General features: G+C 55.6%; 12 protein-coding genes, 3 rRNA genes and 2 pseudogenes. 9 read left to right on the top strand and 8 right to left on the bottom strand.

All coding sequences use genetic code 11. From position 1 onward, the window contains the following. The first annotated feature begins 55 nt into the window (after nt 1–55). Genes msrB through msrA form a run of 3 tightly spaced genes read left to right on the top strand, consistent with a single transcriptional unit; the run spans nt 56 to nt 3,113 of the window. On the top strand, nt 56–574 hold the full coding sequence (gene msrB / locus ACXX9E_RS00085; protein ID WP_458554896.1) for a peptide-methionine (R)-S-oxide reductase MsrB: 519 nt from the start codon (nt 56–58) through the stop codon (nt 572–574). A 43-nt stretch (nt 575–617) separates the two neighbouring features. Then, nucleotides 618–2,393, top strand: coding sequence for a cytochrome c biogenesis protein DipZ (locus tag ACXX9E_RS00080; RefSeq protein ID WP_458554895.1), 1,776 nt, complete (start codon nt 618–620; stop codon nt 2,391–2,393). A 15-nt stretch (nt 2,394–2,408) separates the two neighbouring features. After that, nucleotides 2,409–3,113 carry a peptide-methionine (S)-S-oxide reductase MsrA gene (gene msrA, locus ACXX9E_RS00075; RefSeq protein WP_458554894.1) on the top strand — a complete coding sequence of 235 codons (705 nt, stop codon included), beginning with the start codon at nt 2,409–2,411 and terminating at the stop codon, nt 3,111–3,113. Between the two features lie 45 nt (nt 3,114–3,158). On the opposite strand, the gene ACXX9E_RS00070 is transcribed toward msrA, so the two are convergent. Then, the gene (locus ACXX9E_RS00070) at nt 3,159–3,968 is read right to left on the bottom strand and encodes an HNH endonuclease (RefSeq protein WP_447808882.1); all 810 of its coding nucleotides are present in this window, start codon (nt 3,966–3,968) and stop codon (nt 3,159–3,161) included. A 108-nt stretch (nt 3,969–4,076) separates the two neighbouring features. Between ACXX9E_RS00070 and ACXX9E_RS00065 the strand changes: the two genes are divergently transcribed. Continuing rightward, entirely contained in the window at nt 4,077–4,925 is an 849-nt protein-coding gene (locus ACXX9E_RS00065; RefSeq protein WP_458554893.1) for an exonuclease domain-containing protein, read from the top strand. 18 nt (nt 4,926–4,943) lie between these two features. Here the strand turns inward: ACXX9E_RS00065 and ACXX9E_RS00060 are convergent. After that, a pseudogene (locus ACXX9E_RS00060) lies at nt 4,944–5,237 on the bottom strand (GNAT family N-acetyltransferase); the annotation flags it as partial. 38 nt (nt 5,238–5,275) lie between these two features. After that, on the bottom strand, nt 5,276–6,181 hold the full coding sequence (locus ACXX9E_RS00055; RefSeq protein ID WP_458554892.1) for a LysR family transcriptional regulator: 906 nt from the start codon (nt 6,179–6,181) through the stop codon (nt 5,276–5,278). A gap of 102 nt (nt 6,182–6,283) precedes the next feature. On the opposite strand from ACXX9E_RS00055, the gene ACXX9E_RS00050 reads away from it, so the two are divergent. Next, nucleotides 6,284–7,456, top strand: coding sequence for an aspartate aminotransferase family protein (locus tag ACXX9E_RS00050; RefSeq protein ID WP_458554891.1), 1,173 nt, complete (start codon nt 6,284–6,286; stop codon nt 7,454–7,456). Between the two features lie 124 nt (nt 7,457–7,580). Here ACXX9E_RS00050 and ACXX9E_RS00045 read toward each other — a convergent pair whose 3' ends face one another. The 3 genes from ACXX9E_RS00045 to ACXX9E_RS00035 all read right to left on the bottom strand — a co-directional run bounded on the left by ACXX9E_RS00045 (nt 7,581) and on the right by ACXX9E_RS00035 (nt 10,778). Next, nucleotides 7,581–9,500: an alkaline phosphatase D family protein gene (locus ACXX9E_RS00045; protein ID WP_267805082.1), complete on the bottom strand. Its 1,920-nt coding sequence runs from the start codon at nt 9,498–9,500 to the stop codon at nt 7,581–7,583. 72 nt (nt 9,501–9,572) lie between these two features. Further along, on the bottom strand, nt 9,573–10,313 hold the full coding sequence (locus ACXX9E_RS00040; RefSeq protein WP_458554890.1) for a hypothetical protein: 741 nt from the start codon (nt 10,311–10,313) through the stop codon (nt 9,573–9,575). 99 nt (nt 10,314–10,412) lie between these two features. Beyond that, nucleotides 10,413–10,778: a hypothetical protein gene (locus ACXX9E_RS00035; protein ID WP_340135024.1), complete on the bottom strand. Its 366-nt coding sequence runs from the start codon at nt 10,776–10,778 to the stop codon at nt 10,413–10,415. 118 nt (nt 10,779–10,896) lie between these two features. Between ACXX9E_RS00035 and ACXX9E_RS00030 the strand changes: the two genes are divergently transcribed. After that, a complete protein-coding gene (locus ACXX9E_RS00030) occupies nt 10,897–11,652 on the top strand; it encodes a hypothetical protein (RefSeq protein WP_458554889.1) in 756 nt (251 codons plus the stop codon). 34 nt (nt 11,653–11,686) lie between these two features. Here ACXX9E_RS00030 and ACXX9E_RS00025 read toward each other — a convergent pair whose 3' ends face one another. Beyond that, nucleotides 11,687–12,016 (bottom strand): hypothetical protein, encoded by a 330-nt coding sequence (locus tag ACXX9E_RS00025; protein ID WP_128614992.1) that lies wholly within the window; start codon nt 12,014–12,016, stop codon nt 11,687–11,689. A gap of 449 nt (nt 12,017–12,465) precedes the next feature. Next, a pseudogene (locus ACXX9E_RS00020) lies at nt 12,466–12,778 on the bottom strand (helix-turn-helix domain-containing protein); the annotation flags it as partial. Nucleotides 12,779–13,270: 492 nt separating this feature from the next. Between ACXX9E_RS00020 and ACXX9E_RS00015 the strand changes: the two are divergent. The 3 genes from ACXX9E_RS00015 to rrf all read left to right on the top strand — a co-directional run bounded on the left by ACXX9E_RS00015 (nt 13,271) and on the right by rrf (nt 18,348). Continuing rightward, nucleotides 13,271–14,837: ribosomal RNA gene (locus ACXX9E_RS00015) — 16S ribosomal RNA — on the top strand. Between the two features lie 315 nt (nt 14,838–15,152). Further along, nucleotides 15,153–18,082 (top strand): 23S ribosomal RNA (locus ACXX9E_RS00010). Between the two features lie 150 nt (nt 18,083–18,232). Then, nucleotides 18,233–18,348: ribosomal RNA gene (gene rrf, locus ACXX9E_RS00005) — 5S ribosomal RNA — on the top strand. Together the 16S, 23S and 5S rRNA genes form the textbook arrangement of a ribosomal RNA operon. Nucleotides 18,349–18,390 lie beyond the last annotated feature (42 nt).

Below are 18,390 nucleotides of genomic sequence, written 5' to 3'. Positions count from 1 at the left end.
AACCCAAGCCTAGGCTGTGTTCCGCAAAGGGCATTTGGAATTTTGGGAGACGGCCATGTTTTCACGGCGACAGGTTCTGTTAGCGAGCGGCGGGCTGGGGCTTGCATCGCTGGTGGCGGGTGTGTTGCCAAAATTGTCGACTGGCACTGCACTGGTCAGCGAAGCGCATGCGGATGAAGCATTCGAGGTGAGCCACAGCGACAGTGAATGGCACTCGATCCTCAGTGACGAGCAATACCGGATCCTGCGCAAGGAAGGCACCGAGCGTGCCTACACCAGCCCCCTCAACAATGAACATCGCACGGGCACATTCGCCTGTGCCGGGTGTGATCTGGCGCTGTTTTCATCCGCCACCAAATTCGACAGCCGCACCGGATGGCCGAGTTTCTGGGCGCCGTTGGAGCACGCCGTGGCCACGCGTCAGGACCGCTCCTTCGGCATGTCCCGCGAAGAGGTTCACTGTCGTCGCTGCGGCGGACATCTGGGGCATGTCTTCGATGACGGACCGAAGCCCACCGGCCTGCGTTATTGCATGAACGGGCTGGCGATGACCTTCAAAGCCGTGGTGGCCTGAGCCATGAATCACGGGCGATCTTCACTTCAGACAGGACGGATTTATGTGGCTCTTGGTTCTCGCTTATCTCGGTGGTGTGCTGACGATCGTCAGCCCGTGCATCCTGCCGGTACTGCCTTTTGTCTTCGCTCGCACCGGGCAACCGTTTATCAAGAGTGGCTTGCCGCTATTGGCCGGGATGGCGCTGACCTTCGCGCTCGTCGCCTCGTTGGCGGCGGTGGGCGGCGGCTGGGTGGTGCAAGTCAATCAGTACGGGCGCTGGCTCGCGTTGCTGTTCGTTGCACTGTTCGGGCTGACCTTGCTGCTGCCGGGTGTGGCCGAGCGCCTGACCCGGCCCCTGGTGTCGGCCGGCAATCGTCTGTCGGAGGTCGCCGGGCAGGACAACCGTCCACGTCCCGGCGCGTCGTTTCTGATCGGCGTCGCCACGGGGCTGCTCTGGGCGCCTTGCGCCGGGCCCATTCTGGGACTGATTCTGACCGGCGCCGCGCTGCAAGGGGCAAGCATCGCCACCACGCTGTTGTTGCTCGCCTACGCGGCGGGCGCCGCGACTTCACTGGCGTCCGCGCTGTTGCTGGGCGGTAAGGTGTTTGCGCTGATGAAGCGCTCGATCGGCACGGGGGAGTGGATCCGGCGTGGGTTGGGCGTGGCGATGCTCGCGGGTGTCGCGGCGATTGCGCTGGGCCTCGACACTGGGCTGCTGGCACGGCTGTCGACGGCATCCACTGGCGGGATTGAACAGGCACTGGTCGGCAAACTGTCCGGCAAGTCGGCGTCTGATAACGGAACGATGATGGCGCAGATTCCTGCCATGGGCGGAGCAATGAAAGTTGCCGACAAGGCACCGGGAACACTCCCGGTTGAAGGCCAGTTGCCGCCGCTCAATGGCGCCGTGCAATGGCTCAATTCGCCACCGCTGGACGCCCAGGCATTGAAGGGCAAAGTGGTGCTGGTGGATTTCTGGACTTACTCCTGCATCAATTGCCTGCGCACGCTGCCGTATGTCAAAGCCTGGGCCGAGAAGTACCGCGATCAGGGCCTGGTGGTGATCGGCGTGCACGCCCCGGAGTTCGCCTTCGAGCGTGATGTAGGCAACGTCACCAAAGCCATGAAGGAGTTGGGCATCAACTACCCGGTGGCGATCGATAACGACTACAAGATCTGGCGCGCCTTCAACAATGAATACTGGCCGGCGCATTACTTTGCCGACGCTCAGGGACGCATTCGTTATCACCATTTTGGCGAAGGCGACTACGCCGAGTCGGAACGGGTCATCCAGCAGTTGCTGCGTGAGGCCGGAGCGAAAACCGTGGCCGACGGCTTGATCAACGCCGATGGCAAAGGTGTGCAACAGGCGCCGGACATGAATCAGGTGTTGTCGCCGGAAACCTATGTCGGCTACCAGCGCGCGGAACATTTTGTAGCGCAAAGCGGCCTAGTGCCTGACAAGGTCGCGACCTATAACCCACCGGCCAACCTGACCCTCAATGACTGGAGCCTCGGCGGCCAATGGGCCGTCAGTGCCGAGCGCGCCACCGCCAGCGCGCCGGCCAGTCGCATCGTTTACCGCTTCCACGCCCGCGATCTGCATCTGGTGCTGGGCCCGGGCGCGGATGGCAAACCGGTGCGGTTCAAAGTGTCGATTGACGGTCAGGCGCCGGGTGATGCCAACGGTATGGATGTCGCTGCGGATGGCAGCGGCCGCGTGACCGAGCAGCGCCTGTACCAGTTGGTGCGGCAAACCGATGCGGTGAGGGATCGAACCTTCACCATCGAATTTCTTGACCCGGGCGTAGCGGCCTACGCCTTCACCTTCGGCTGATCAGGAGTGCGCAAGATGAGATCTCAAAACAACTGGCGGCGTGGGTTATTGGGCGTCGCGATGGCTGGCGTGATCGGTCAGTGCTCGGCCTTTTCTTTCGGGGCCGAGGACGCGGTGGTCATTCCGCCGCCGGCCCTTGATGAAAACACGCAGGCGCACAGTGAAACCGCAGTATTTGCCGGTGGTTGCTTCTGGGGCGTGCAAGGGGTTTTCCAACACGTCAAAGGTGTGCAGAAGGCCGTCTCCGGTTACGCCGGCGGTGCCGCGAACACGGCGCAATACGAGCGGGTCAGTGAAGGCGACACCGGTCATGCCGAGTCGGTACAAGTCACCTTCGACCCGACGCAAGTCAGCTACGGCAGCCTGCTGCAGATCTACTTTTCGGTGGCCCACAACCCGACTGAACTCAACCGCCAGGGCCCCGACAGCGGCACGCAATACCGCTCGGCGCTGTTCCCGGTCAACGCCGATCAGCAACGCGTGGCGCAGGCCTATATCGCGCAACTGGATGCGGCGCACGCCTATGGCAAACCCATCGTGACGAAACTGGAAACCTATAACGGCTTCTACCCGGCGGAGGACTATCACCAAGATTTCCTGACGGAGCATCCGAGCTATCCGTACATCGTCATCAACGACATGCCGAAAGTGGCGCAGTTGAAGCAGTTGTTTGCGCAGCGTTATCAGGACAAGCCGGTGTTGGTGAAGGGCGGATCTTGATAGAACTCGCCCAAATCTACCGATGTTACGGGGAATGCTGGGCCGTTACTTACCCAGCTCCCATCCATACCAGTTATGACTTCTTTTCAGATACTCGGTGCCAGGGGCGAGATTGATCGGGTTGGGTAAATTCAGTGATCGTCCGTGGAGACTGGTCGATAAAGTGTGGTCGCTTTCGGTGTAAGGACCGTCTTCTTCTTTCATGTCTGCATAAATCATTTTCAGATCTGTGCCGAAGGTAATAATCCCTCTGTCGAACAGTCTGTGATGATTTGAGTTCAATAGAATGCCGTTTCGGATGTCGAGTCTCTCTGCTTCAGTGCATTGGCTCCATGGAAGTATGTGGCATGCTTCCAGAACTTGAGTGAATGTAGTGTCAGTCAAGGCGCATTGGCATCCATAGGCTTTAAGCAAAGCTGTTCTGAATAGGCGTTGAATTTTTCCTCTGACCTTGACCATTGAGTAGATTTCAATTGCGCTGGACGGCGTGTGTAAAAGCTGATTAGCGAGCTCGTCCGCGGTAACGCCCAATGCTGCGTACCCGAATGGGTTGTCTTTCTCTGACCAAGGGAAATGCTGAACTTCTGCTCGCTGTTGTGCGATCAGTCTTGGGTCGTTCACGACACAGCCTTGCCCGGGAGTTCTGGTATTGGCGTTGACCACCACCATTGTCAGCGGAGGAAAATCATTTTCCAGGCAATAATCTTGAATCTCTAAAAGAACGTATCGGCATGCTCGATGATGGATCTCTAGTTGAGACCCCAATTGGCCATACGTCAGAGTTGTGCCTTGTGCTGCGTGCCGAATCAAAATTGGCCATGCACGGGCCGCACGCTCTTCTTGATTGATTTTCATCTGCCACTCCCTGTGTTTTTACATGCGAGCCTGAATGATGGCATATTGAGATCCTTCACAGTATCTGTAATTGGATTAACGCTATCAGTCACATCAGAGACTTCTAAAATGGATTTTGTAGCTATTGACGTAGAAACCGCTAATGCCGATATGGCGTCGATCTGTCAGATCGGTATCGCTTGCTTCAAGAACGGGGTGCTCACAGAAGAATGGCAAACGCTAATTAATCCTGAAGACTATTTCAGTGATATCAACATCGGGATTCACGGAATCGATGAGACCGATGTGATGGACTCACCTAAATTCGTGGATATCTTTGAGCAACTGAGCAGGTACCTGAGAGGCTCCATCTGTGTGTGTCATACCCATTTTGACCGTATTTCTCTTGATAGAGCTTTCCGTAAACATGGCTTGCCGCAGATGGAAATAAATTGGTTGGATTCAGCGAGAGTCGCCCGGCGAAGCTGGCTGCAATTCGCAAATAAAGGCTATGGTTTGGCGAAAGTCGCGGAGCACATCGGCTATACGTTCAAACATCACGATGCTCTCGAAGATGCCAAAGCGGCGGGACATATTCTGTTGGCGGCGGTGGAGGTTACAGGAATAAGTGTCTCTGAATGGGGGCGACGTATTCGTCAACCGTTAGTCATTGATCCTGAAGTTGAAAAAAACCCTGACGGTTTACTGTTGGGTGAAATGATCTGTTTTACAGGAAGTATGAGTCTGGTCAGAAAAGACGCCGAAGCAATCGCGCTGAAATGTGGGTGTGCGATAGGCAGTGGGGTTACGCAAAAAACCACACTTTTGGTCGTCGGTGATCAGGATGTAATCCGGTTGGCTGGAAAAGACAAAAGCGCAAAACACCTGAAGGCAGAGCAACTGATCATGAGTGGCCAGAACATTCGGATAATAAGGGAGAGTGATTTCATCGCGTTGATGGATCGTTCGAGTCAGTAGTGATGTGCCCCGGACGCTGATCGCAATGATCGAAGTTTCAAAGCCCTGGCGAGCAAAAAACGCTTCCGCGCCCTCACGTCCGGCGAGCAATATCCAAGTGATCTCGCGTTTGTCGCTCATGACGTGTTCGACCAGCGCCCGGCCGATCCCCTGACGTTGATATTCCACCTCTATCACGACCACCGACAATTAGCCGTTGGATAAATCATCGGTAACGCCGCGGGCGAAACCGATAATTTTCCTGCCATCGAGCACAACAGTCGTGCGCTGAGAGTTTTGGATCAATTGGGCAAACCGCTCGGAAGAACCGGTTCAGCCTTTGCTTAAGAGCCGTTCAGACGAGTTCATTGTCAGGACTGCCCCCACGTCCGCATCGCAAACTCCACGAACCGCCGCAGCTTCGGCAGGCGATAACGATCCGGGGCATACAGCAGGTGCAACGGGCGGCTGGGAGGCTGGTAGTCGGGGACGACTGTCACCAGTCTGCCGTCGCGCAGGTCCTGTTCCACCAGCGCATCCGGCAGCATCACGATGCCCATACCGGTGCGCGCCGCCTGGTGCAAGCCGGCGGAGGTGTTCATCAGCATCGGTCCGCTGACATCCACCAGAATCTCGCCGTCCGGGCCGCTGAGGCGCCAGCGCTTTTCCACCGATTGCCAGTCATCGCCGGCGGGGTAGGCGAATGACAGACAGTCGTGTTGTTGCAGCTCTTCCGGGGTTTGCGGCATACCGCGTCTGGCAACGTATTCCGGTGAGGCGCACACGGTCAGGGTGTAGTCGATCAGCGGCCGCGCGATCAGGTTCGACTGTTCGAAATGCCCCAGCCGAAATGCTACATCCAGACCACTTTCCAGCAGATCCGGGCGGCGGTTGGTCAGCACCACGTCCATTTTCACCAACGGGTATTGCAGGGAAAACTCGCTGAGCGCCGGCGCCAGGCGTTCGACGCCGAAGGTCAGCGGTGCGGTGATGCGCAGCAGGCCACGCGGTTGGTCGAGTGCCTGTTCGGCCAGGCGTTCGGAGTCAGCCACCAGCCCCAATACATCCAGACAACGCTGGTAGTAAACACTGCCGAATTCGGTAAGCCGCTGACGGCGTGTGGTGCGTTGCAGCAGTTGCACGCCGAGCCGTTGCTCCAGCGCCCGCAGGTGATTGCCGACCATGGTCGTCGACATAGCGCACTGCAACGCGGCTGCCGTCATGCTCCCGGCTTCAACGACTTTGACGTAAACGTTCATCGACTGGAACAGGTCCATTATCAAGCCCTGCTTTTAAATGAAAGAAGCTTTGCCGAGTTTATCCAGTTCAGGTGGCTAACCATACTGCAGACACACCGACCTGCACTGGAGTTTGAAATCATGACCGCCGCCCTGATGAACACCTATCAACCGCTGGCCCTGAGTTTCACCAAAGGGCTTGGCACTCGCCTGTGGGATCAGGCCGGTCGTGAGTATCTGGATGCCGTCGCTGGCGTGGCGGTGACCAATGTTGGCCATTCGCATCCGCGCATTGTCGCTGCCATCAGCGAGCAGGCAGGGCTGCTGTTGCACACGTCGAACCTGTACAGCATCGACTGGCAGCAACAGCTGGCGCGCAAACTCACGCAGCTGTCGGGGATGAATCGGGCGTTCTTCAACAACTCCGGTGCTGAAGCCAACGAAACCGCACTGAAACTGGCGCGTTTGTACGGCTGGCGCAAAGGCATCGAACAGCCGCTGGTGGTGGTCATGGCCAACGCGTTTCATGGCCGCACGCTGGGCACCTTGTCCGCCAGCGATGGCCCGGCGGTGCGCTTGGGCTTCAACGAACTTCCGGGGGATTTCATCAAAGTGCCGTTCGGTGATCTGGTGGCGCTGGAGCAGGTACAGCAAAAGCATGGCGAGCGGATCGTTGCGATTCTCGTCGAGCCGATTCAAGGCGAAAGCGGCGTACAACTGGCTCCACCCGGTTACCTGAAAGCCCTGCGTGACCTGTGCAGCCGGCGCGCCTGGCTGCTGATGCTCGACGAAATCCAGACTGGCATCGGCCGCACCGGCCGGTGGTTCGCGTTCCAGCATGAAGACATCGTTCCGGATGTGATGACCCTGGCCAAGGGACTGGGCAATGGCGTACCGATCGGCGCCTGCCTGGCACGGGGCAAGGCGGCGGATCTGTTCACGCCCGGCAGTCATGGCAGTACGTTCGGTGGCAATCCGCTGGCTTGCCGGGTCGGTTGCACGGTGCTGGATATCATCGAAGAACAGGGGCTGCTGGAAAACGCGCGGATTCAGGGGGATCGCCTGTTGACTCGCCTGCGCGCAGAACTGGCAGACAATCCCAATGTACTGGCGATTCGTGGGCAGGGCTTGATGATCGGTATCGAGTTGAAACAGCCGGTGCGTGATCTGACGCTGATTGCCGCACGGGATCATGGGTTGCTGATCAACGTTACGCGTGGCAAGACGATACGGCTGCTGCCACCGCTGACGATTGATGAGCGCGAGGTGGGGATGATTGTCAGAGGTGTGGGGCTTGCTGTAACCGCGCACTGACAGGCAACCGATGACACCTGTGGGAGCGAGCCTGCTCGCGATGGCGGTGGGGCAGTCGATACTTATATTGAATGATCAATCGCATGCGCGAGCAGGCTCGCCCACATTGGAAAAATGCGTGGCGCTAATCAGGATAATCCGTCAACTCCGGCGCCAGCATCCGCGTCTTCACCGCCCCATTTGAATTGTGCTGAATGATCTCGCTCGGCTGCCCCTGTTCATTGAAAAACACCTGCCCGATCCCCGCCGAATTCCACAAGCGTTCACCGGCCTCTGCATGTTCGGGCCTGTACGGCACGATGCGCATGCGTCGGCGTTTGGTAAACCAGTTGAGTGGCGAGCGCGGCGAGTAGAGCCAGCGATTGAGCCGGTCGAACCACTCCAGCAAGGTTTTCGGAAACTCGTTCTTGATCCCGCTGCTGGTGATCTGCCAGATCCGTGGACCGGCCTTGCGGTGTCGGATCAGCACTTCGTAGACGAAGGAATAATGCACATCGCCCGACAGCACCACGTAGTTACCGGGGGTACGCGAGTGTCGGAAAATATTCAGGATCACCTGTGCGGCGCCGCGATGGGCCATCCAGTTTTCCGCGTCCACCAGCAGCGGGTAACCGCACCAGCTGAACAGCTTCTGCACGGTTTCAATCAGCTTCACGCCGAAGATCGGCGCCGGTGAAACGATGATCGCCGACGGGTGATCGAGCAACGCCTGCTGCAACTCGCTCAAGGCTTCCCAGTCGAGCAAGCCCGACGGTTGCTTGAGCGCCATTTCACTGCGCCAGCGGCGGGTGCGGGTGTCGATGACCAGCAGCGCCGGACTGCTCGGCAATACGAAATGCCAATTCTGAAAACGCAGCAGGTCATCAATCAGCGCGTCCTGCACCGGGCTGTCGAGGTACTGATCATCGCCGCTGGCGCTCAGGCGTCGGGTTTTCTCCAGGACATCCTTGAAGGCATCAGGGTTATTGCCCCAGCCCTGGCACAACATGTACGCGATCAAGGCGTTACCGATGATGCGTTTGGAGAACGGATGGCCGTAGGCCGTTTCCTCCCATTGCGCGGACAGGTTCCAGTCATCGGTGATGTCGTGATCGTCGAAAATCATCAGGCTTGGCAGGTGCGCCAGCGCCCGGGCGACATTGCCCAAGCCGGCCTTGAAGCCAATGATGCGAGTCTGTTCGAGGGTATAGCGCTTGAGCCGTGCAGGCGTCAGTTCGGGCGTTTGCGGATTGATCAGCGTCCAGGCCGTCGGCGACCACACCAGCAAGTACATCGCCATGACCTCGGCGAAGGTCACCAGATGATTGTCGGCACTGCTGCTGGTGAAAATCGGCTTACGCGCGCCACCGAAAAATCGCTCACGCAAGGTCTCGTTGCTTTCCAGCGCCGGTAACAAATCCGCGCGGTGGTAGTAACTGGCCGGGTGTTCGTAAAGCCTGGCGCTGTCGCTGACGACGGCGCCTTCGAGGTGTTCGTCGTACAGGCCAAGGCGTTCGATCAAGGCGTGGATCGCCCGCAGCATCGGGCCGGCAACGTCGTCGGCGTAGACCTGGTCACCGCTCATCATCAACAGTGCCGGGCGTTGTTGCGGATCGGTTTCGTCTGCCAGCAATTGGTCGACACACAGCAAGCCATCGGTTGCCGGGTGATGCGGCTTGCGACAGGACCCGTGCAGCAGTTGGTCGATCCGCGAGCGCAGGACGAAGTTCGGGCTCGTCGCATCGCCGTACAGCAGATGCGGCGCCCAGTCGGCGATACCGGTTGTGTGGTCGATCAGCAGGTCATAGTCGATACGCGTATCGCCGGGCAGGGCGCTATCGAGAGGAACATCAATCAGATGAACAAATGCTTTGCGACCGACAGGAATGACCGTGCATTTCCCGGCGTCGAGAGGGATATCTCCTACACCTTGCAGGCGCAAGGTCAGCGACAGTTGTCGGCTGCCCACCAGCCATAGCACCAGTCGCGTCGGTTCCAGCCGTCGCAGCAGCGGGCCGGCCAAGACGGGAGGCAGCGGATTCAGTTCAGCAAGTGTCGGGGACATTCCGGGGCAAAGCTCAAGGCGCACAAGCCGGCGATGATAGCGCAGCCGGCGCCTTGAACCCTTAAATGAGGCTTAAGACTCGATCTTCTTCAACTTCAGATCGAGCAGGCGCCACGCGGCCTTGTCAGTGTCTTTACTGTCCACTTGTTGAACCGAGCAGTCGAAACCGTAGCTGACGTTGTCGCCCAACATGTTGCGAGCGCTGACGGTGCTGCTGATGGTGTAGGTCTGATCCTTGAACCGCTGGCTGCTCGCGCTCTTCGCACTGGCGATCGCGGTCGACGCGGAAAAGCGCATGGCGCTCTTGATGAAGGGTTCGCAAATCATGAACGCCATCAGGGACCGGTCCGCGTTCGGATGAGTGCCGGCCAATCGGCGCGAAACGGCAAAGTCGTTGTGCACGTTGTCCTTGAAGTCCTTCTCCAGCAGTGACGCGGGCAGGCGTTTGCTGTAGTTCGGCAGAAGGGCGGACTCGGGCGGAGAAGGCTCGTTCTGTGGTTCGCTGGCGACGTAGGTCGCAAGATTGTCGGAATCGGCAGGGGTCGATGCGATCACCGGTACAGGCTCCATTGACCTTTCTACTTCCGGCATGAGTGCTGCCGCGGCGCGCTCTGTTTCGCGGCTATCGGTTTGCGCCGGTGTAGATGGGAACACCGAAAACGTAATCGACAGCACGACCATTGCCACGATGAAACCGCCCGCTGCACCAACAATATTGCCGTAGAAGATATTCCAGCTACCGCGGTTCTTCACCACCCAGCGCCACATGAAACCCCAAGCCGCGACAAACGCCAGAAAACGCAGAAACTCCATTCGATCCTTTCCTTAATACTTCGAAACCTGAAATCAACGCACGCCCGAAGTGAACGCTGACGATGGGCGGCAAGATAGCAAAACAGTCACGCCGTCCGATCATGTGTTGGGGAAATAATTCACCGCAAGCAGCAGCAAGGTCGTCATGCCGGCGGCGAAGCCACACACTGCGCCCAGCAACTGACGCGCAACCGGATGTTCGGGTTGACGGCGATTGGCAATCCACAACCAAACCCCCGCCAGAACCCCCGCGCTTGTGATGAACACCACCAGACTGCGATTGAGGTTTGGTGTCGCCATCGACGTACCAATGACTGCGCCGTAAATCAGCGTGAACACAATACCGGTCACCACGCTACTTCCGGCGCCAGCAAGGTTGGCAAGTAACAAGTTCCAGTCACCCCGTTGTTTCACCACCCACATCCAGGTTCCGGCCATCACTGACAAGCACAACAAAGCATCCATTGGTTTATTCCCGAGTGCGCGATTATTGAGGCGGTTGAGATGCCTCCAGCGAATTGGACGGCAAGATAGCAAAATAGTAGCTTTGCGCCACTTTCTTCAACAACGTAACGGACTACGCATGCCGATTGTTTCTTCTGTCTCGCGCCTGCTCGGCGCATTCCTCTTCGCCATCGTAATGACCCCGGCGTTTGCCGGCTGGGATGAAACCCCGGAGGTCGCCTGGAAAGGATACCTCTCCGATTGTCAGGGTTTTCAGCAAGTAGTGAACAACGTTCAAAACGGGGTCATGACGACCAGGCAAGCGATGAACCGCGTCGACAGCTTGAATCACACTCTTTACGTCCATCGCGACCACCTCGCGCAGGCAAACCTTGCCTCTCCCGAATATGCCCGTTGCGAAAACGTCATTGCACAAGCGTTCGAGATCCGGAACAAGGAAGAGGAGGTCCTGGTTGCAGAGCTTCAACAGCAATACTTCAAAGATCAGGCCGAGCACCAGGAGTCTCCGGAATACAAGCGCGCCCGCGCCCTGGGCTTTAGCGACGTCGGCGGACTTGGCAAGCTCAAAGAGCTCGCCGAGGATTCGGAAACGGATGGCGAAGACTACCTGAAGACCCTGATGATCACGGTCGACTGGGGCTGCGGCCGACATTTCCGCGCCGTGCAGTACGTCAAACCCTATGTCATCTACACCGCCCATCCCGATGAGGGCAACTGCGCCATCTATAAAGGGGTGGCGGTGCTGGGCGGAGAAATGGTGGATAGGGGCGACACCATCGATCAGGAAGCGGTTTTTCAATACGTGGGATGGAAGAAACTGGAAGGGCCAGATGGGTTTCCCATCGACATTCGAGTAGTAAAAGTACTGAAGTAATCCGAAGGGATGTTTCTTCAGATCGCGCGTCTGTTTAGAGAATGTCCTTCAAATAACCCTTGAGCGCGAGGAGCGGCTGATCGAGTTGCTCCAGCGATTGCGCCTGACTGAAGTCGGCTGACAACTTGTGCAGCTCACGCCCCAGCGGTTTCTCGACACCGCCCAACGCATTCATCGCCAACCCCAGGCACTCGTTCAGCTTGAATTGGATGGTCTGGATATCACGACGTTTCACCAGCAACTCGAACACGTCTTTCTGGTAATCCCCCATGACCATGTCATCCCGCAGAATCGGGCTCAGGCCCTCTTCCTCATAAGCGAGTTTGAGGGAGAACAGGGCGACGGTTTCCAGTGACGTTTCCATGCAATGAATCCTTTGAGATGTCCTGTTGGTGAAACAGAAGGAAGATCAAAAGATCGCAGCCTTCGGCAGCTCCTATAAAAGCAGCCACTTTCCAGCAGACGAAAAAAAAGGCCTTGTAAGGCAAGACCTTTCTTAATTGGCCCCCGAGGCGGCGGCCCGAAACTAACATTGGTTACTTGATTTGTATAGATTCAATTTTATGCGCATCTTTTTGTGCGCGTGAATTTGTCAAAACTGTTTAGAGCAGGTTTGACAGTCAGAACTCGAACAAACGTCGCGTTCCCGCGCAAATTTCAGACCCGGCTGATTCACCGTTTATTGGCAGATCTTACGTAGCGACGCCAGACTTCAAAGCAGTGTCTGGTTATTTTACACAGTCCAGGCCAATAGCTGCCCCTTGGTGAGAGGCCGCTTACGACGATGAGCTCGACGACGATCGATCCAAGCCAACCTAACGCCCGCCTGAATGCCCGGGAAAATGCTTCGGGGCTTTCGAAGCCCGCACTGAGCGCGGCTTCCAGTACCGAGTAATCCGCGAGGGAGGACAAGCCATGCGCTGCGCGTCGTAGCCGCATCAACTGTACATAACGCGAAACAGGCACGCCCACGAAGGCGGTGAATTGTCGATGGCAGTGAAACGCCGAAAAGTTCGCCACTTGGCTCAATGTCTTCGCACAAGCCACCTTTGAGATTGGCGTCGATGTAGGCGAGTACTGCATTGAAGCGCTTTGTGTAGGCGGCGTTGCTCGGCAAGTCAGGCACTGGATGGGGGCTTCGGGGATACGGTTGGCAATTAGAGTCAACTACACCGGCGTCTGCGCACCTGGCCGTGCTTGCTGAGGTCGCGATTGGGTTGCCTGTTTGGCAGGAGCCGCCTTCCATAGTGGCAACCCAGGTGCTTTGGTAAGGAAAAAATTCTAGATGGGGGGTTGACCACGTATTTTAATACTGTACTATTCGCCTCCCGCTAACGAGCAGCTTGATGTTGATCTTGGCTTAAGTAACTGATTTTGATGAAAAAAATTAGTTGCTTTTAAGGAAAAGCGCTGTAGAATGCGCGCCTCGGTTGAGACGAAAGATCTTAACCAACCGCTCTTTAACAACTGAATCAAGCAATTCGTGTGGGTGCTTGTGGAGTCAGACTGATAGTCAACAAGATTATCAGCATCACAAGTTACTCCGCGAGAAATCAAAGATGTAACCAACGATTGCTGAGCCAAGTTTCAGGGTTTCTTAAAAACCCAAAGATGTTTGAAGCTGAAGAGTTTGATCATGGCTCAGATTGAACGCTGGCGGCAGGCCTAACACATGCAGAGTCGAGCGGATGAAGTGAGCTTGCTCATGGATTCAGCGGCGGACGGGTGAGTAATGCCTAGGAATCTGCCTGGTAGTGGGGGACAACGTTTCGAAAGGAACGCTAATACCGCATACGTCCTACGGGAGAAAGCAGGGGACCTTCGGGCCTTGCGCTATCAGATGAGCCTAGGTCGGATTAGCTAGTTGGTGAGGTAATGGCTCCACCAAGGCTACGATCCGTAACTGGTCTGAGAGGATGATCAGTCACACTGGAACTGAGACACGGTCCAGACTCCTACGGGAGGCAGCAGTGGGGAATCTGAATATGGACGAATGGGCGAAAGCCTGATCCAGCCATGCCGCGTGTGTGAAGAAGGTCTTCGGATTGTAAAGCACTTTAAGTTGGGAGGAAGGGTTGTAGATTAATACTCTGCAATTTTGACGTTACCGACAGAATAAGCACCGGCTAACTCTGTGCCAGCAGCCGCGGTAATACAGAGGGTGCAAGCGTTAATCGGAATTACTGGGCGTAAAGCGCGCGTAGGTGTCGTTCGATTAAGTTGGATGTGAAATCCCCGGGCTCAACCTGGGAACTGCATCCAAAACTGGCGAGCTAGAGTATGGTAGAGGGTGGTGGAATTTCCTGTGTAGCGGTGAAATGCGTAGATATAGGAAGGAACACCAGTGGCAGAAGGCGACCACCTGGACTGATACTGACACTGAGGTGCGAAAGCGTGGGGAGCAAACAGGATTGGATACTTCCTGGTAGTCCACGCCGTAAACGATGTCAACTAGCCGTTGGGAGCCTTGAGCTCTTAGTGGCGCAGCTAACGCATTAAGCTTGACCGCCTGGGGAATTGCAAGGCCGCGAAGGTTAAAACTCAAATGAATTGACGGGGGCCCGCACAAGCGGTGGAGCATGTGGTTTAATTCGAAGCAACGCGAAGAACCTTACCAGGCCTTGACATCCAATGAACTTTCCAGAGATGGATTGGTGCCTTCGGGAGACATTGAGACAGGTGCTGCATGGCTGTCGTCAGCTCGTGTGCCGTGAGATGTTGGGTTAAGTCCCGTAACGAGCGCAACCCTTGTCCTTAGTTACCAGCACGTAATGGTGGGCACCTCTAAGGAGACTGCCGGTGACAAACCGGAGGAAGGTGGGGATGACGTCAAGTCATCATGGCCCTTACGGCCTGGGCTACACACGTGCTACAATGGATCGGTACGAAGGGTTGCCAAGCCGGCGAGGTGGAGCTAATCCCATAAAACCGATCGTAGTCCGGATCGCAGTCTGCAACTCGACTGCGTGAAGTCGGAATCGCTAGTAATCGCGAATCAGAATGTCGCGGTCGAAGTACGGCTCCCGGGCCTTGTACACACCGCCCGTCACACCATGGGAGTGGGTTGCACCAGAAGTAGCTAGTCTAACCTTCGGGGGGATCGGTTACCACCGGTGTGATTCATGACTGGGGTGAAGTCGTGACAAGGTAGCCGTAGGGGAACCTGCGGCTGGATCACCTCCTTAATCGACGACATCAGCTGCTCCATAAGTTCCCACACGAATTGCTTGATTCATTGAAGAAGACGAGAGGCCAGCCTTTAAGGTGGTGTGTTTCGTTAGAGTTTAGAAATGAATATTCGCATGCGAATATTGATTTCTAGTCTTTGACTACGTTTCGTTCTTTAAAAATTTGGGTATGTGAATAGAAAGATAGACTGAACGTTACTTTCACTGGTAACGGATCAGGCTAAGGTAAAATTTGTGAGTGACTCTTAAGAGTTTTGCGAATTTTCGGCGAATGTCGTCTTCACAGTATAACCAGATTGCTTGGGGTTATATGGTCAAGGTGGAAGAAGCAGCATACGGTGGATGCCTTGGCAGTCAGAGGCGATGAAAGACGTGGTAGCCTGCGAAAAGCTTCGGGGAGTCGGCAAACAGACTTTGATCCGGAGGTGTCTGAATGGGGGAACCCAGCCATCATAAGATGGTTATCTTGTACTTGGAATACATAGGTTGCAAGAGGCGAACCAGGGGAACTGAAACATCTAAGTACCCTGAGGAAAAGAAATGACACCGAGATTCCCTTAGTAGTGGCGAGCGAACGGGGACTAGCCCTTAAGTGGCTTTGAGATTAGCGGAACGCTCTGGAAAGTGCGGCCATAGTCGGTGTCATAGCCCTGTACGCGAAAATCTCTTAGTCATGAAATCGAGTAGGACGGAGCACGAGAAACTTTGTCTGAATATGGGGGGACCATCCTCCAAGGCTAAATACTACTGACTGACCGATAGTGAACTAGTACCGTGAGGGAAAGGCGAAAAGAACCCCGGAGAGGGGAGTGAAATAGATCACTGAAACCGTATGCGTACAAGCAGTGGGAGCAGACTTTGTTCTGTGACTGCGTACCTTTTGTATAATGGGTCAGCGACTTATTTTCAGTGGCGAGCTTAACCGAATAGGGGAGGCGTAGCGAAAGCGAGTCTTAATAGGGCGTCTAGTCGCTGGGAATAGACCCGAAACCGGGCGATACTATCCATGGGCAGGTTGAAGGTTAGGTAACACTGACTGGAGGACCGAACCGACTACCGTTGAAAAGTTAGCGGATGACCTGTGGATCGGAGTGAAAGGCTAATCAATGGACTCGGAGATAGCTGGTTTCTCCTCGAAAGCTATTTAGGTAGCGCCTCATGTATCACTGTAGGGGGTAGAGGCACTGTTTCGGCTAGGGGGTCATCCCGACTTACCAAACCGATGCAAACTCCGAATACCTACAAGTGCCGAGCATGGGAGACACACGGCGGGTGCTAACGTCCGTCGTGAAAAGGGAAACAACCCAGACCGTCAGCTAGCGGTCCCAAAGTTATGGTTAAGTGGGAAACGATGTGGGAAGGCTTAGACAGCTAGGAGGTTGGCTTAGAAGCAGCCACCCTTTAAAGAAAGCGTAATAGCTCACTAGTCGAGTCGGCCTGCGCGGAAGATGTAACGGGGCTCAAACCATACACCGAAGCTACGGGTATCATATCTCGGATGATGCGGTAGAGGAGCGTTCTGTAAGCCTGTGAAGGTGAGTTGAGAAGCTTGCTGGAGGTATCAGAAGTGCGAATGCTGACATGAGTAACGACAATGGGTGTGAAAAACACCCACGCCGAAAAACCAAGGTTTCCCTGCGCAGGATCAAGTTTTAATCGACGCAGGGTTAGTCGGTCCCTAAGGCGAGGCTGAAAAGCGTAGTCGATGGAAAACAGGTTAATATTCCTGTACTTCTGGTTATTGCGATGGAGGGACGGAGAAGGCTAGGCCAGCTTCTGGCGTTGGTTGTCCAAGTTTAAGGTGGTAGGCTGGAATCTTAGGTAAATCCGGGATTCTAAGGCCAGAGCTGATGACGAGTTACCTTTCAGGTGACGAAGTGGTTGATGCCATGCTTCCAAGAAAAGCTTCTAAGCTTCAGATAATCAGGAACCGTACCCCAAACCGACACAGGTGGTTGGGTAGAGAATACCAAGGCGCTTGAGAGAACTCGGGTGAAGGAACTAGGCAAAATGGCACCGTAACTTCGGGAGAAGGTGCGCCGGTGAGAGGTCGAAGGACTTGCTACCGTAAGCTCATGCCGGTCGAAGATACCAGGCCGCTGCGACTGTTTATTAAAAACACAGCACTCTGCAAACACGAAAGTGGACGTATAGGGTGTGACGCCTGCCCGGTGCCGGAAGGTTAATTGATGGGGTTAGCTAACGCGAAGCTCTTGATCGAAGCCCCGGTAAACGGCGGCCGTAACTATAACGGTCCTAAGGTAGCGAAATTCCTTGTCGGGTAAGTTCCGACCTGCACGAATGGCGTAACGATGGCGGCTGTATTTCTCCACCCGAGACTCAGTGAAATTGAAATCGCTGTGAAGATGCAGATTATATCCGCGGCTAGACGGAAGAGACCACGTGAACCTTTACTATAGCTTTGCACTGGACTTTGAATTTGCTTGTGTAGGATAAGGTGGGAGGCTTTGAAGCGTGGACGCCAGTTCGCGTGGAGCCATCCTTGAAATACCACCCTGGCAACTTTGAGGTTCTAACTCAGGTCCGTTATCCGGATCGAGGACAGTGTATGGTGGGTAGTTTGACTGGGGCGGTCTCCTCCTAAAGAGTAACGGAGGAGTACGAAGGTGCGCTCAGACCGGTCGGAAATCGGTCGTAGAGTATAAAGGCAAAAGCGCGCTTGACTGCGAGACAGACACGTCGAGCAGGTACGAAAGTAGGTCTTAGTGATCCGGTGGTTCTGTATGGAAGGGCCATCGCTCAACGGATAAAAGGTACTCCGGGGATAACAGGCTGATACCGCCCAAGAGTTCATATCGACGGCGGTGTTTGGCACCTCGATGTCGGCTCATCACATCCTGGGGCTGAAGCCGGTCCCAAGGGTATGGCTGTTCGCCATTTAAAGTGGTACGCGAGCTGGGTTTAGAACGTCGTGAGACAGTTCGGTCCCTATCTGCCGTGGACGTTTGAGATTTGAGAGGGGCTGCTCCTAGTACGAGAGGACCGGAGTGGACGAACCTCTGGTGTTCCGGTTGTCACGCCAGTGGCATTGCCGGGTAGCTATGTTCGGGAAAGATAACCGCTGAAAGCATCTAAGCGGGAAACTTGCCTCAAGATGAGATCTCACTGGAACCTTGAGTTCCCTGAAGGGCCGTCGAAGACTACGACGTTGATAGGTTGGGTGTGTAAGCGCTGTGAGGCGTTGAGCTAACCAATACTAATTGCCCGTGAGGCTTGACCATATAACACCCAAGCAATTTGCGTCGAAGAGACCAGATTGCGGTGTGTGAAGACGAAATGAACCGAAAGTTCGCGCTGCTCACAAGACACCTGTATCACATACCCGATTTGCTGAAGCGAGGCCAGATGGTCACGAGTCAGTACCCGAATTTCTTGACGACCATAGAGCGTTGGAACCACCTGATCCCATCCCGAACTCAGAAGTGAAACGATGCATCGCCGATGGTAGTGTGGGGTTTCCCCATGTGAGAGTAGGTCATCGTCAAGATTAAATTCCGAAACCCCAATTGCGAAAGCAGTTGGGGTTTTT

This window comes from Pseudomonas sp. GNP014 (assembly GCF_054344005.1).
Note: the sequence above shows the minus strand (reverse complement) of the source record. Positions and strands in the feature narration are given on the sequence as shown.